Annotated in this window: 11 protein-coding genes; 10 read left to right on the top strand and 1 reads right to left on the bottom strand. The window is 63.4% G+C overall.

Translation table 11 applies throughout. The annotated features are described in order from the left end of the window. Positions 1–79: 79 nt before the first annotated feature. From ACTQZK_RS00420 to ACTQZK_RS00455, 8 genes are all read left to right on the top strand, one after another. Positions 80–631: a MarR family winged helix-turn-helix transcriptional regulator gene (locus ACTQZK_RS00420; RefSeq protein WP_114565938.1), complete on the top strand. Its 552-nt coding sequence runs from the start codon at positions 80–82 to the stop codon at positions 629–631. After that, entirely contained in the window at positions 622–2,784 is a 2,163-nt protein-coding gene (locus ACTQZK_RS00425) for an ABC transporter ATP-binding protein (protein WP_441897912.1), read from the top strand. The genes ACTQZK_RS00420 and ACTQZK_RS00425 overlap by 10 nt, the downstream gene beginning before the upstream one ends. Beyond that, the gene (locus ACTQZK_RS00430) at positions 2,781–4,664 is read left to right on the top strand and encodes an ABC transporter ATP-binding protein (RefSeq protein WP_441897914.1); all 1,884 of its coding nucleotides are present in this window, start codon (positions 2,781–2,783) and stop codon (positions 4,662–4,664) included. The genes ACTQZK_RS00425 and ACTQZK_RS00430 overlap by 4 nt, the downstream gene beginning before the upstream one ends. A gap of 85 nt (positions 4,665–4,749) precedes the next feature. Next, the gene (locus tag ACTQZK_RS00435) at positions 4,750–5,541 is read left to right on the top strand and encodes an HAD family hydrolase (RefSeq protein WP_114565888.1); all 792 of its coding nucleotides are present in this window, start codon (positions 4,750–4,752) and stop codon (positions 5,539–5,541) included. A 172-nt stretch (positions 5,542–5,713) separates the two neighbouring features. After that, the gene (locus ACTQZK_RS00440) at positions 5,714–7,264 is read left to right on the top strand and encodes a ribonucleotide reductase subunit alpha (protein ID WP_114565887.1); all 1,551 of its coding nucleotides are present in this window, start codon (positions 5,714–5,716) and stop codon (positions 7,262–7,264) included. Between the two features lie 3 nt (positions 7,265–7,267). After that, entirely contained in the window at positions 7,268–7,849 is a 582-nt protein-coding gene (locus ACTQZK_RS00445; RefSeq protein WP_225749321.1) for an RrF2 family transcriptional regulator, read from the top strand. Beyond that, positions 7,840–8,718, top strand: a complete 879-nt coding sequence (locus ACTQZK_RS00450; protein ID WP_441897917.1) for an adenine glycosylase — start codon at positions 7,840–7,842, stop codon at positions 8,716–8,718. Before ACTQZK_RS00445 ends, ACTQZK_RS00450 begins: the two co-directional genes overlap by 10 nt. A 273-nt stretch (positions 8,719–8,991) precedes the next feature. Continuing rightward, the gene (locus tag ACTQZK_RS00455; RefSeq protein WP_216528635.1) at positions 8,992–9,573 is read left to right on the top strand and encodes a manganese efflux pump MntP; all 582 of its coding nucleotides are present in this window, start codon (positions 8,992–8,994) and stop codon (positions 9,571–9,573) included. Positions 9,574–9,748: 175 nt separating this feature from the next. Here the strand turns inward: ACTQZK_RS00455 and pheA are convergent, their stop codons facing one another. Continuing rightward, a complete protein-coding gene (gene pheA / locus ACTQZK_RS00460) occupies positions 9,749–10,600 on the bottom strand; it encodes a prephenate dehydratase (protein WP_114565883.1) in 852 nt (283 codons plus the stop codon). A 360-nt stretch (positions 10,601–10,960) separates the two neighbouring features. Here pheA and ACTQZK_RS00465 point away from each other — a divergent pair, with 360 nt between their 5' ends. Beyond that, positions 10,961–12,172 (top strand): hydrogenase small subunit, encoded by a 1,212-nt coding sequence (locus ACTQZK_RS00465; RefSeq protein ID WP_114565882.1) that lies wholly within the window; start codon positions 10,961–10,963, stop codon positions 12,170–12,172. A 6-nt stretch (positions 12,173–12,178) separates the two neighbouring features. Beyond that, positions 12,179–13,825, top strand: coding sequence for a nickel-dependent hydrogenase large subunit (locus ACTQZK_RS00470; RefSeq protein WP_216528634.1), 1,647 nt, complete (start codon positions 12,179–12,181; stop codon positions 13,823–13,825).

Below are 13,825 nucleotides of genomic sequence, written 5' to 3' on the forward strand. Positions count from 1 at the left end.
TTAGCAGCTAAATTACAGGGGTATGGGAAGGTGCGCCGCCTGCGTTGCGCGGAATCTTCCCCAGCATGAGAGGAACGATATGCCTGATTCGTTCGGACAGATCAGAAGCGAGCTTTTCGAGCTTATGGGACGCATGCGGCACGGCAGCTTCACGCCGCCGACCCCCGATGGCATGACGCCCTCGGAAGCGCGCACGATCATGGCTGTAGACGAGATGGTTCGCCGCCACGGAGAGGCGCGGCCGAATCGCGTGGCCGAGTTCGTGCGCACGACGCCCAGCGCGCTGTCGCAGACGCTTCGCTCGCTTGAGGACAAGAACCTTATAGAGCGCCGCCGTCTGGGCGGGGATTATCGGGGCGTCACCGTCAGCCTCACACAGGACGGGGAGCGCCTCGCGCAAGAGGGAAGGCGCCTTCGCGACGAGTACATCGACCGGGCCATAGCCCATGTCGGTGAAGAGGACATGCGCCATCTGGTGCGCATCTTGGGCAAGATGGCGGAGTTCCGCGAGCAGCACAGCGGCTTGGAAGCTGCGTCGGCATGCGAGGGATGCGCATCCCGCCCTTTCTGCGATGACGCGCGGGAGGACCATCCTGCCGATGCGAAAGGCGGCGACGTTTCGTGCGCATAATTCGCTATCTGAAAAACTGCAAACTCGCGGTGGCGCTCATCGTGTGCCTGCTTGTCGTCCAAGCGGCCACCGATCTGGCCCTGCCGAACTACACGTCGCAGATCGTGGACGTGGGCATCCAGCAGTCGGGCGTGGAGCATGCGGCGACCGAGGAGATGACCGCGAAGACCCATGATGCCGTAGCCATGCTGTTGCCCGAAAACGACGAGCAGGTGTTCCGCGCTGCCTACGACCAGACGGAGCAGGGTACGTACAGGCTCAACGACCAGGGGCGCAAGGAGATCGACGCGCTCGACAAGATGGTGTCCGTTCCGCTTGTGATCGCCCACTACGCCGACAAGATCCCCGACTTCGATCTCGATCAGGCTCTGCAGGCCTATCGGGAGGGGGTCGTCACGAAGGACCAGGTTCTTTCGCTGCGCGATCAAGCCGAACAGCAGATAGGGGACAAGGGCCAGGCCATCGTCGAGCAGCAGGCCATCGCCGCCGCGAAAGCCGAATACGAAAGCCTTGGCTACAACCTGTCCGACATGCAGATGGGTTATCTTATTCGCGTGGGCCTGCTGATGCTGGGCCTTGCTGCCGTGGGCATGGTCGCCGCCGTATGCGTGGGCTTCATCGCCTCTCGCACGGCCGCGAAGGTGGCTGCGGGCTTGCGTTCCCGGCTGTTTCGCCAGGTGGTCGGCTTCTCGGACGCCGAAGTGCAAAGCTTCTCGGCCGCGTCGCTCATCACCCGCGGGACCAACGACGTCCAGCTGGTGCAGATGGTGATCGTCATGCTGCTCCGCATGGTGCTGTACGCTCCCATCCTGGCTATAGGCGGCATCATCATGATCTCGCGCACCAGCCTGTCGATGAGCTGGATCATCGTTGCGGCCGTGGCGGTCATCTTCGCGGTCATCATGGTGCTCATGCGCGTGGCGCTGCCCAAGTTCCGCATCATGCAGACGCTTGTCGATCGCGTGAACCTGGTGTCGCGCGAGATGCTCACGGGGCTGCCCGTCATTCGCGCGTTCGACCGCCAGGAGTACGAAGAGGCCCGCTTCGACAAGGCTAGCACGCACCTGATGAAGACCCAGCTGTTCACGAACCGCGTCATGACGTTCATGATGCCGTTGATGATGCTGATCATGAACGTAGTGTCGGTGCTGATCGTATGGGTGGGCGGCAGCTACATCGATACGGGTGCCATTCAAACCGGCGACCTGATCGCGTTCATCACCTATTCGATGGTCATCATCATGGGCTTTCTCATGATCGGCATGATATCCATCATGCTTCCGCGCGCCGACGTAGCCGCGCAGCGCATCAACGAAGTGCTCGATGCGCGTCCGACCGTGTGCGACCCTCCCGCCGACGAAGCCTGCGACCAGCGTCTGGCCGCGCGTACCGGCGGGGCGGCCATCGCATTCAACGACGTGAGCTTCAAGTACGGCGACTCCAAGGAATGCGTGCTCGAGCACGTCGATTTCGTGGCCGAGCCGGGCAAGACCACGGCCATCATAGGTTCCACGGGATCGGGCAAGTCCACGATTATCAAGCTGATCGAGCGCTTTTACGATGCGACCTGCGGATCCGTTACGGTGGACGGCGTTGACGTGCGCCACGTGAGCCAGCACTGCCTGCGTGCTCAGTTGGGCTACGTTCCTCAGGAGTCGTTCCTGTTCAGCGGCACTATCGGCTCGAACATCGCGTACGGCAACGAGGACATGCCCCCCGAGCGCATCGAGACGGCTGCCTCCATCGCCCAAGCCGGCGAATTCGTCGCCTCCAAAGAGGAAGGGTTGGACGCCCGCGTTTCGCAGGGCGGAACGAACGTGTCGGGCGGGCAGCGACAGCGCCTGGCCATCGCCCGCGCCTTGGCAACCGATGCGCGCGCCTACCTGTTCGACGACAGCTTCTCGGCGCTCGACTACAAAACCGACGCCGCTTTGCGTCGCGAGCTGGCGGCGCGCCTGTCCGACAAGACGGTGGTCATCGTGGCGCAACGCATTTCGACGGTTTTGAACGCCGATTCGATCGTGGTGCTCGACGAAGGCCGCGTGGTGGGCAAGGGCACGCACGAGCAGTTGATGGAGTCTTGCGAGGAGTACCGGGAGATCGCGATGTCGCAGCTTTCCGAAGCGGAACTGAACGGAGGTGATGCCGCATGAGCGAACGGAAGCCTTCCGACCGGCAGCAGGCCGAGGCGCCGCGCCGTGGCCCCTTCGGCGGTCACGGGCCCGCGGGGCGCATGATGCCCGGCGAGAAGCCCAAGGATTTCAAGGGCACGCTTGGCAAGCTCGTCTCGTTCATGGGGCGTTTCAAGGCGGCGCTCGTGGTGGTGGTCGTGTTCGCCATCGGATCGACCGTCTTCAATATCGTGGGGCCGAAAGTGCTCTCCACTGCGACGACCGAGCTGTTCAACGGCATCGTCGCCAAGATCGACGGTTCGGGCGGGATCGATTTCGACGCCATCGCGCGCATCTTGGCGTTCACGCTGGGCCTGTACCTGCTGTCGGCAGCGTGCTCGTTCGTCCAAGGTTGGATGATGAGCTCGATCTCGCAGCGTACGTGTTACCAGCTTCGCCGGGCTATTGCCGAAAAGATCGATCGCATGCCCATGGGGTACTTCGAGCGTACGCGGGTCGGCGATACGCTTTCGCGCATCACGAACGACGTGGACACGCTGGGGCAGAGCCTGAACCAGGGCGTGACCCAGCTCATCACGTCCGTGACGACCATCATCGGCGTGCTGGTCATGATGCTGAGCATCAACCCGCTTATGACGCTGATCACGGTGCTCATCCTTCCCGTGTCGGTAGTGCTCATCCTGGTTGTGGTGAAGCGTTCGCAGAAGTACTTCGTGGCTCAGCAGAACACGTTAGGCGAGATCAATGGCTTGGTGGAGGAGACGTTCTCGGGGCACGCCATCGTGAAGGCGTTCAACCGCGAGCAAGGCGCGCTCGAAAGCTTCAACAAGACGAACGGGCGGCTGTATGCGTCGGCGTGGAAATCGCAGTTCATCAGCGGCCTTATGCAGCCCATCATGAACTTCGTGGGAAACCTGGGTTACGTGGCCGTGGCCGTGGCCGGCAGCTTTCTGGCCGTGCAAGGGGTTATCACGGTGGGCGACATCCAGGCGTTCATCCAGTACGTCAAGAACTTCACGCAGCCCATCACGCAGCTGACGCAGGTGTCCAACGTGCTGCAGCAGATGGCGGCGGCGGGAGAGCGCATCTTCCGGTTCCTGGAGCAGCCTGAGGAAGAGCCCGAGCACGTGTCCGCGCGCACGGCCGACGTCGAGTGCCGCGTGTCGTTCGATCACGTGCGCTTCGGCTACGATGCCCAGAACCCGGTCATCAAGGACTTCTCGGCCGAGGTCGCTCCGGGGCAGACCGTCGCGCTGGTAGGGCCTACGGGTGCGGGCAAGACCACCATGGTGAAGCTTCTCATGCGGTTCTACGACGTTCAGGGCGGCGCGATACGGATCGGCGGCGTGGACGTTCGCGACTTCGCGCGCGACGACGTGCGCAGCTTGTTCGGGATGGTGCTGCAGGATACGTGGCTGTTCAACGGGACGATTCGCGAGAACATCCGCTACGGCAACCTGGACGCGACCGACGAAGAGGTGGAGGCGGCAGCGAAGGCTGCGTACGTGCACCATTTCGTCCAGACGCTTCCCCAGGGCTACGATACCGAGATCAACGAGGACGCCAGCAACATCAGCCAAGGCCAGCGCCAGCTTCTGACCATCGCGCGTGCCATCTTGGCCGACCGGCGCATGCTCATCTTGGACGAAGCCACCTCGAGCGTCGACACGCGCACCGAGGAGCGCATCCAGAAGGCCATGGACAACCTCATGCGCGGGCGCACCTCGTTCGTGATCGCGCATCGGCTGTCCACCATCAAGCGCGCCGACCTCATCTTGGTCATACGCGACGGCGATATCGTGGAGCAGGGGTCGCACGATGAATTGCTGGAACTTGGCGGTTTCTACGCAGAGTTGTATAATTCTCAATTCGTTGCATGCAACGACGGGAGCGAGGGGTAGCGCGCGGCGGGCGGGGGCCTGCATGCGAGCTCCCGTCCGCCGCGCCAAGGGCGCGGCTCCGTCGACACGATGAGAATGGAATGCCATGTCCCGGAGCGGGGATCAGAGCGCGAACGTAGAACCGAACGTTGAAGCGAAGCCGAATCAGGAGGGCGCGGGGGTTGTTGCACCCGCAGGCGTGCGCGGCCAAACGGGGTCGACCGATTCCGACGCGCCCGTGCAGTTGGCGGTGTTCGATTTCGACGGTACGAGCATTGACGGCAACTCCCCGGTCTTGCTGGTCGCCCATCTCATGAAGCTGGGCCTTCTGCGCAAGCGCGTGGTCTCGCGCATCCTGCTATGGGCGGCTGCCTACAAGCTGCGCCTTCCGCAGAACGAGGCGCGCGTGCGCGGGCTGGTGTTCACGGCTTTCGAGGGCTGGCCTGCCAAGAAAGTCGACGCGTTTCTGGCCGACTTCTACGACCACAGCATTGCGCCGATTTTCCGTCCGCAGGCCGACGCCGCCATGCGCGCCCATGCGGAAGCGGGCGACGTGGTGCTGGTGGTTTCCGCCACCTTCGAACCCATTATCCTGCGCGCCATGGAGCACCACCCCTTCGCGCACCAGGTGTCCACGCGCATGTGCGTTGCTCCTGACGGCACCTACGAGCGCCGCGTGGAGGGGCTTCCGGTCGAAGGCGAGGAGAAGCTGGCTGCGGTGCAGCGCTTCGGCGACGAGCATTTCGGCCCCGGCAAGTGGGAGCTGGCTGCCGCGTACGGCGACCATCATTCCGACCGCGTGGTTTTGGGCGCCGCGAAACAGGCGTTCGCCGTCACGCCGGACCGCCCGCTCACCCGTACGGCGCGCGCGTGCGGATGGAGCATCCTCGACTGGTAGCCTCTTGGGTTTCGGCGTTTTCGGTTCGCCCGCCCCTTGATTCCCAGCCGCAGTGTTTTTGGGTTTTGAGTGCATGCCGCGCCGCATGCGTCTCTATCGGGTAAAATGTGACCTCAACATAGTCATTTTTGCGCACGATGTGCAGATACCATACGCAAAGGAGGTTGGGTACATGCTCGAGAACGACGCGAACAGCTCGCCCAGCCAAAACGACGAGCACGAAAATTCATCCAGCGAGTACCTTCGCCGAGCCGCGCAGGCTTGCGCAGCGGGCGATGCGGTGCTGGGGATGCACCTGTACCTTGCCGCTTTCGAGCAGGCGCGCCGCACCGACGGCACGGCGCCCGACGAGGCGGCGCTCGAAGGCCTCAAGCAGGCGTGGGCGCTTGCCTGCGCGCTCAAGGAGCGCTCGATTGCCGAATACGTGTTCGAGCGGTTGGAGCCGTACCTGTCTTCCGACGAAACGGTCTCCTGCGCCGAGCAGCTGCAGGGCCTGGCTCTCGACAAGCTGCAGGAGTTCGGCCTTTCACGCGAGGACCTGGAGGACATGACGGACCTCATCTCGCAGGACTTTCTGGGCCTTGACGGCGCGCGCCTGCTGCGCGTCGAGCACGTGACCGCCCCGGCGCAGCGCGCCGGGAAGGCGAAGGACGCTCCCGAAGCGGCCGTGCCCGCCGAAAAAGATGCGTCGGCAGGTTCCGAAGACGCGTCTTCTTCCGGCGAGGTCGAAGCGGCGTCGGAGGAAAGCGCGGATGCGACCGGCCATGACGCCGACAGCGCGGCCGTTCTTTCCACGCTCGAGCGCATCACGTATCGAGAGCTGGTGGGATACGATCGAACAGTGGCGCTCATGCGCGATTTCGGGGTGGGCATGCAGGGCGACCCCCAGTTCCAAGAGCTGGTCAGGCAGCTGAACGCGCGGCACGGGCTGGATCGCATGCCCGCCGCCGACGCGCTGCTGTTCCGCTCGCCGGCGCGCGAGGATGCGAACCGGTTCATGGTTGCCACGCTAGGCGAGCTGGGCTTGCCTGCGCTGCGCATGCGCATGGAGGAGAACCTGCAGGGCATGCCCGTCCTGTGCGTGATGGCCCAGGCCGACCGCCAGCCCCAGTTGAACGCGGCTCGCAACGCCTTCGAAGGCGCGGGCGTTCTGCTGCTGGAGGATCTTGACCTGTGGGCGTCGCCGGTGTCCGAGCCTGCGGGGGACGATCTCGGCGGCTTCCTCATGGCAAGTTTGTCCCGCGGCGCGCGCGAGGCCATCAACCTCATACGCTCGGCTGTCGAGAACCCCGACGTGTTCGTGCTGGCGTCTGCGTCCGAAGCGGGGGAGATCGAACCGTTCTTCTACGATCTTCTGGAGCCGCTGTCCATCGTCGACATCGATTTTCCCACGGCGTCGGAGCGCGCGGACATCTGGATGGAGATCGCGCGCGAGCATCCTTCGCTGCGCGGCGTCGACCAGGCGGCCCTCGTGCGCTATTCTGCCCAGATGCCTCGCTACGACATCTACATGGCGGCGCGGGAGGCCGTGGAGGAAGCCTACAAGGCAAGCCTTATGGCGCGGCGCTACGTGCCGGTGACGGCGGACAATCTGTTCGACAAGATGGCGGCCTACCAGCCGCTCGATTCGGAGGAATACCGTGCGCTTGAAAACGCGGTGATCAGCGATTTTCGCCGCGACCTCGAGCACTTGGAGGACCTGCTGAAAGGGGAAGAGGGATAATCGATGGACATCACGCGACGCTGCGATTACGCTTGCAGGATACTTCGTGCCGCTTATAAAAGCGGCGACGCTTACGTGTCGGTGTCCGATATCGCCGAAGACGAGGACATCCCTTACGCGTTCGCGCGCAGCATTCAGCACGACTTGGTCAAGGGCGGGCTTATCAAAACGGTGCGCGGAGCGCGCGGCGGCCTGGCTCTCAATTGCGATCCTGCGGAGGTCACGCTGCTCGAGGTCCTGGAGGCTATCCAGGGTCCGGTGAGCGTGTCGTTGTGCGTGCTGGACCCCGAGTATTGCGAGAAGCAGAAATCCTGTGCGTACAACAAGCTGTGGCAGGGCGCGGATCGCCTGCTCAACGATTACTTCGGCTCCATTACGCTCAAGGATTTGATCGAGTTGGGGGCAACGCATCCCGTGGTGGAGGCGGCTCTTGCGAAGGCTCGCGGCAAGGAGGCTCCCGCGCATGCGCCAGCCGACGCTCGGCCCGAGGCGTGCAGGGTGGCAAGCTGCTCGGTTTCCTGCGCTCATCTGACCGTCGAGGCTCCGGACGACGCGAACCCGGAAAGCCCGCAGCCGTGCGCGTAGCGGGTTTCGATTCGCCTTCGTGGCCCGCCGACGCTCCGTTAGCTCGCGAGGCGTTCGAGGCCAAGGTTCGCGAAGAGGGCGCGCTGCGCTATCGGGAGCTGCCTTGGCGCTATCTGGACGATCCCTACGCGGTTTTGGTTTCGGAGGTCATGCTTCAGCAGACGCAAGTGACGCGCGTGCTGAAGCATTGGGAGCGCTGGATGTCGCTGTTTCCCACGGTCGACGCGCTGGCTGCGGCCGGCACCGCCGATGTTCTGGCGCAATGGCAGGGGCTTGGCTACAACCGGCGCGCCCTTGCTCTCAAGCGCGCGTGCGAGGAATGCTCCGCCACCCATGGCGGCGCCCTTCCCGACACGGCCGAACAGCTGCAGCAGCTTCCCGGCATCGGCCCGGCTACGGCGGCCGGCGTCATGGCGTTCGCGTTCGGCAAGCCTTCGATCTACATTGAGACGAACGTGCGCACGGTGTTTCTGCATGAGGTGTTCCCCCAGCGCGACAAGGTGTCCGATCGGGAATTGACGCCGCTCGTGGCCGCTACGTGCCCGCAAGACGATGCGCGCGCCTGGTACTACGCGCTTCTGGATTACGGCGCGCATCTGAAAACGCTTGTCGCCAATCCCTCGCGGCGTAGCACCCATTACGCGCGGCAATCGACGTTCGACGGGTCGCGCCGTCAGAAGCGCGCCGAGCTGGTGCGCGTGGTGTTGGCCGAGCCGGGCATCGGCTTCGACGATCTGGCCGCTCGCCTGGATGCGTTCGAGCGCGCGGCGGGCCGCGACGGCGTGGATGCCGAGACGTTCGAGTCCATCGTAAACGACCTGATGCGAGAAGGGTTCTTCCGCCAAGAAGAAGGCGTCTTCCGGGCGTAGCGCGCGGTCCGCTAAAAGACGGGCGCGCGAGCGGGTCTCTGTGGTAAAATACCTCAATCCCGTGGGGGAGTAGTCGGCGCCGTACGGCGTGGCTGGGTCAACATACTGCTTCGGACGAAGCTGGCCAGCATTAAATGACAAGACTCGCGGTGTGACGAAGGCGTCGCACCGTGCATTTCCGCAACCGGCGCGCGCCGGTATTTTTATGCCCTGATGCGGGGAAGAGGCCGCACGGGGTTTGCTGGGGTCGAAGGCGGACGAGAGGATTGCGCTGTGGGTTTTGTCGAATTGCTGCTGGTGGGCGTAGGTTTGTCCATGGACGCGTTTGCGGTTTCCGTGTGCAAGGGGCTGTGCATGAAGCGCCTGAACATGCGTCAGGCGTTGGTGATCGCGTTGTTCTTCGGAGGGTTCCAGGCGCTCATGCCTCTGATCGGCTGGGCGTTGGGCACCCAGTTCGAGCAGTTCATCACGCCGGTTGATCATTGGATCGCGTTCGGGCTTTTGCTGATCATCGGCGCGAAGATGCTGTGGGACTCGTTTCACGGCGACGATGACGAGCAGCTGTCCTGCGCGGTGGACGGGCGGCTTGACCTGCGCGAACTAACGATGATGGCGGTGGCTACCAGCATCGACGCCTTGGCCGTGGGCATCACGTTCGCGTTTCTGCGCGTTGATATCGTGGCTTCGGTGGTCGTCATCGGCGTGACCACGTTCGCGCTTTCCCTTGTCGGCGTTGCCGTTGGGCACCGCTTCGGCGCGCGCTACGAAAAAACGGCCACCATCGCAGGCGGCGTGGTCCTCATTCTCATCGGCCTGAAAATCCTGCTCGAGCACCTGGGAGTACTGGCGTTCTAACGATTCCCGAGAACCTTCCAGGTAGAACCCGGGCCAGCGAAGAGCTGCCCGGTGGAATGGCCGCGATCGGCGGAGGGGCTGGGGAAGAGGTCCGCCAAGCGAGTTCCGCAGCGAAGCGAGGACTGTCTGAGCGATCGGGTCTCTTCCCCAGCCCCGGTTCCCATAGGTTGATGCGCTATCCGATCGGGTAGCTGCCGAGCACCTTCACTTCGCGCAGCTTGAGGCGCAGGCAGTTGAGCGCGGTTTGCACGGGCAGGTCGTTCACGCTGCCTTCCAGGTCCACGAAGAACATGTACTCGCCAAGCGCCTGTTTGGTGGGCCGGGACTGGATCTTGGTTAGGTTGATGCCCGCGTAGGCGAACTCGGACAGGATCATGAGCAGCGCGCCCGCCTTGTCCGCTTGCAGAAACAGCGCGAGCGAGGTCTTGAAGCGCTCTCCCTCGAAAACCGGCGGATGCCCCTGGCGGCCGATGAGCGCGAACGAGGTTTGGTTGCCGTAGTGGTCCTCGATGCCCGCCTCGGCCACGCGCGCTCCGTACAGCTGTGCGGCGAACGAGTTGCCGATGCCGGCCACTTCGGGATCGGATGCGGCTAGGCGCGCGCTCTCCGCGGTGGAGGACGTGGTGATGGTGGCGCGCCCCGGAAGCTGCTCGTTCAGGTAGCGTCGGCATTGCGCGAGGCCTTGCGGATGCGAGGCAACCGTCTTGATGCGCGCAAGGTCGCTTTCGGGATGCACCAGCAAGCAGTGGTGGATGTCGAGCACTTCTTCGCCGAGGATCGTGGCCGAGCTGCGAAACGCGAAGTTGTCGAGCGTGGCCGTCACCGGACCTTCGAGGGCGTTTTCCATGGCTACGACGCCGTAGGTGCAGCGGCCGCGATCCACGCAGTCGAACACCTCGCTGAAAGACGGGCATTCCACCAGGTTCGGCTCGTCGATTCCCAGGCGCGCGGCAAAGGACCGCGCGGCCTCGTCGCTGTACGTTCCGGCGGGTCCCAGGTAGGCGAAAGAAGCTTCTGTCAGCGTCATATTGAATCCTTCTAGTTCTCAGGCTCTCATTGCATATCGTGTGCTATCATACCCGTTTTGCGACGGGAGAAGTGGTGCACGACAAGAAACCGAACGGTCGCTTGCGTCGATTTACGGCTGGTTTCTTGCGTCGGACTGTTTGCATAGCGGGGGGCGAAACCCGGCAAATGCTGCATCAAAATGCAAGCATGAGCCGAAATGGTGAATACTGTTTGTTACGGCTTCGGACGGCGGTAACACTTTCGCGCCATTTGCGGGTTAAACGTTGCGCTCGCGCACCTTTTCTCCATTTTTGCATAACCGTCGTGGAGAATGCATAAGCAGGTAAGCAAGACGAGAAGCACCTGAGGAGGTGTGCACATGGGAAAAGAGGCCACCGTATCTGAGTTTCAGGATATGCTGGCGGCTCGAGGAGTAAGCCGCCGCGATTTCATGAAGCTTTGCGGCGCGGTCGCAGTTGCCGCCGGGCTGTCCGAACTGGCTGCTCCGAAGATAGCGCAGGCTCTCGAAAAATCCGTGATCGGCGCAACGAAGGGTAAGTTGTACCCGGTCATTTGGATTGAAGGCGCGTCGTGCACGGGTTGTACTGAGTCGTTCGCCCAAGTTGAGACGCCGAGCGCGGCTACGATCGTGCTCGAGATGATCTCGCTCAACTATTCCGAGACGCTTTCGGCCGCTGCCGGTCATTCCGTCGAAGAGGCGAAGGCGCAGACGATCGAAGCTGGCAACTACATCCTTATCTACGAGGGAGCTGTGCTGGAGGGATGGGGCGGCCAGGCTCTGCGCGTCGCCGATGCTCCGGGCACGCATCATCTGGAGGAGGCTGCCGCGAACGCCAACGCGGTCATCGCGCTGGGATCTTGCGCGGTCAACGGCGGCTGGATGGGCGCGCATCCCAATTCCGCGGGCGCCTTGGGCGTTCAGCAGTATCTGGAGAAGGCCGGCATCAACGTTCCGGTGGTGAACATCCCCGGCTGCCCGGCCAACCCCGAGTGGCTCGTGTCGGTTTTGGTGGACGTCGTCCTCATGGACAACACGCTGCCCGCGCTTGACAGCCAGAACAAGCCCGTCGGCATCTTCGGCCAGACCATTCACGACAACTGCGAGCGTCGCGGCCATTTCGAGAACGGCGAGTTCGTGTACCAGTTCGGTTCCAAGGAAGAAGCCATGGGCTACTGCCTGTACCCGCTGGGATGCCGTGGTCCCCAGACGAAGTCCAACTGCGGCGTCGTGCTGTGGAACGACCGTCGCAGCTGGTGCGTCCAGGCCGGTTCTCCCTGCATCGGATGCTGCGAGGCCAACCCCAACGATCCGGGCCAGAACTGGGTCGAGGTCAACACCCCGTTCTACAAGCGCCATCGCGACCTGCGCATCGGCGACTGGATGGTCCAGCCCGGCACCATCGCTTTGGGCATCACCTGCTTCCTGGCAGGCGCCCTGGTCGTGCACGGCTTCGGCATGAAGCTGTCCGGACGCATGGACGGCGGTGCGGACTTCGAGAAGGTGCGCGCTTGGGATGCCAAGCACCCCGACAAGTCCATCGGCAAGTACGACGATAAGGAAGGGAGGTAAGCCTACATGACCCGTTCAGTCATCGACCCGGTCACCCGTATCGAGGGCCATCTCCGCATCGAGATGGAAGTCGAGAACGGCAAGGTCTCCGACGCCTGGGTGTCCGGCGGCTGCTTCCGCGGTATGGAGCTCGTCGTGCAGGATCGCACGCCCGAAGATGCGGCGCAGATCGTGCAGCGCATCTGCGGCGTGTGCCCGGTGTCGCACGCTCACGCGTCCGCCATTGCCGCCGAAAAGGCTTACGGCATCAAAATCTCGAACAATGCGCGCATCATCCGCAACCTGATCGAGGGCGCGCAGTTCCTGCACAGCCACATCCTGTGGTTCTACAACCTGGCTGCGCTCGACTACGTGAACCCGCTCAACGCGCTCAAGGCCGATGCGGCCGACGCGTACGATTTGGCGCAGGCTGCCGGCACGTCCATCAACAGCGACTTCAACGTGTTGAAGGAGCGCCTGACGAACTTCGCCGACAACGGCCAGCTGTCCATCTTCTCGGGCAACTGGTTCGACGCCGAGGACGGCACCGCCTATCAGCTGCCGCCCGAGCTCGACCTCATCTGCACCGCCCATTATCTTGAGGCGCTGACCATGCAGGCGAAGGCTTCGCAGGTTTCCGCTTTGCTGGGCGGCAAGATGCCGCACGTCATGACGATCATCCCCGGCGGCACCGCATTCGTGCCCACCGATCAGAAGCTCGACGACCTCAAGGGCCTCGTCGACGAGATCTACACCTGGGTTGCCACCACCATGATCCCGGACACCTTGGCTATCGCTCCGTACTACATGGATGCGCTCACCTGGGGCAAGGGCTGCGGTCGCTACATCGCTTGGGGCGTGTTCGAGAACAAGAGCATGGAGATGGCGGATCGCTATCTGCCCATGGGCGTCGTCGACGACAAGCTCAACCTGTCCGACGTGCAGGAAAACCTCATCACCGAGTACATGGGCCGCTCCTGGTACAAGGGCGACGCGACCATGACGTCTCCGTACTTCGTTACGGAGCCGGAGTACACGTCCTACGACGTGAACGACCGCTACACGTGGGTCAAGTGCCCCGCGTACGACGGCAAGGCTTACGAGGCCGGCGGACTTTCCCGTATCTTGGCTGCGTACAAGCGCAACGTGCCGTTCGTCAAGGAGCACGTCGACGGTCTGCTCGAAGCGCTGGGCGCTCCCGGCCAGATCGGCGTTGCCCAGTCCACGCTCGGCCGTACCGCCGTTCGTCAGATCGAGACGCTCTACATCGCCGGCCTCATGAAGGAATGGACCGACGAGCTGGTCGAGGCCGTCAAGAGCGGCGACAGCGAGTACTTCCGCGAGCCCGCCACCATCACCGGCGCCGGCTCGGGCTTCTGGGAGGCTCCGCGCGGCGCGCTCTATCACAGCGAGACCGTCAAGGACGGCAAGATCGATGGTTACCAGATCATCATCCCGTCCACGTGGAACCTGGCTCCCATGAACGGCAACGGCGAGAAGGGCCCGCTGGAGCAGGCGCTTATCGGCGTGCCCGTGGGCGATGTGGAGAAGCCGATCAACGCTTTGCGCACGGTTCACAGCTTCGACCCCTGCACGGCATGCGCGGTGCACGTCACCGAGCCGGCCACGGGCAAGAGCTTCGAAACCGTCACGAGCCCGTGGGGGGTGAAGTAA

Origin of the sequence: Paraeggerthella sp. LCP19S3_G8 (genome assembly GCF_052119225.1) — a bacterium.
In the GTDB taxonomy this organism is placed as follows: Bacteria; Actinomycetota; Coriobacteriia; order Coriobacteriales; family Eggerthellaceae; genus Paraeggerthella; species Paraeggerthella hominis.

What these genes read in the sequence shown, in the direction of transcription:
- ACTQZK_RS00420 (WP_114565938.1), top strand. Translation starts at nt 80, where the DNA reads ATGCCTGATTCGTTCGGACAGATCAGAAGCGAGCTTTTCGAGCTTATG.
- ACTQZK_RS00430 (WP_441897914.1), top strand. Translation starts at nt 2,781, where the DNA reads ATGAGCGAACGGAAGCCTTCCGACCGGCAGCAGGCCGAGGCGCCGCGC.
- ACTQZK_RS00435 (WP_114565888.1), top strand. Translation starts at nt 4,750, where the DNA reads ATGTCCCGGAGCGGGGATCAGAGCGCGAACGTAGAACCGAACGTTGAA.
- ACTQZK_RS00440 (WP_114565887.1), top strand. Translation starts at nt 5,714, where the DNA reads ATGCTCGAGAACGACGCGAACAGCTCGCCCAGCCAAAACGACGAGCAC.
- ACTQZK_RS00445 (WP_225749321.1), top strand. Translation starts at nt 7,268, where the DNA reads ATGGACATCACGCGACGCTGCGATTACGCTTGCAGGATACTTCGTGCC.
- pheA (WP_114565883.1), bottom strand. Translation starts at nt 10,600, where the DNA reads ATGACGCTGACAGAAGCTTCTTTCGCCTACCTGGGACCCGCCGGAACG.
- ACTQZK_RS00465 (WP_114565882.1), top strand. Translation starts at nt 10,961, where the DNA reads ATGGGAAAAGAGGCCACCGTATCTGAGTTTCAGGATATGCTGGCGGCT.
- ACTQZK_RS00470 (WP_216528634.1), top strand. Translation starts at nt 12,179, where the DNA reads ATGACCCGTTCAGTCATCGACCCGGTCACCCGTATCGAGGGCCATCTC.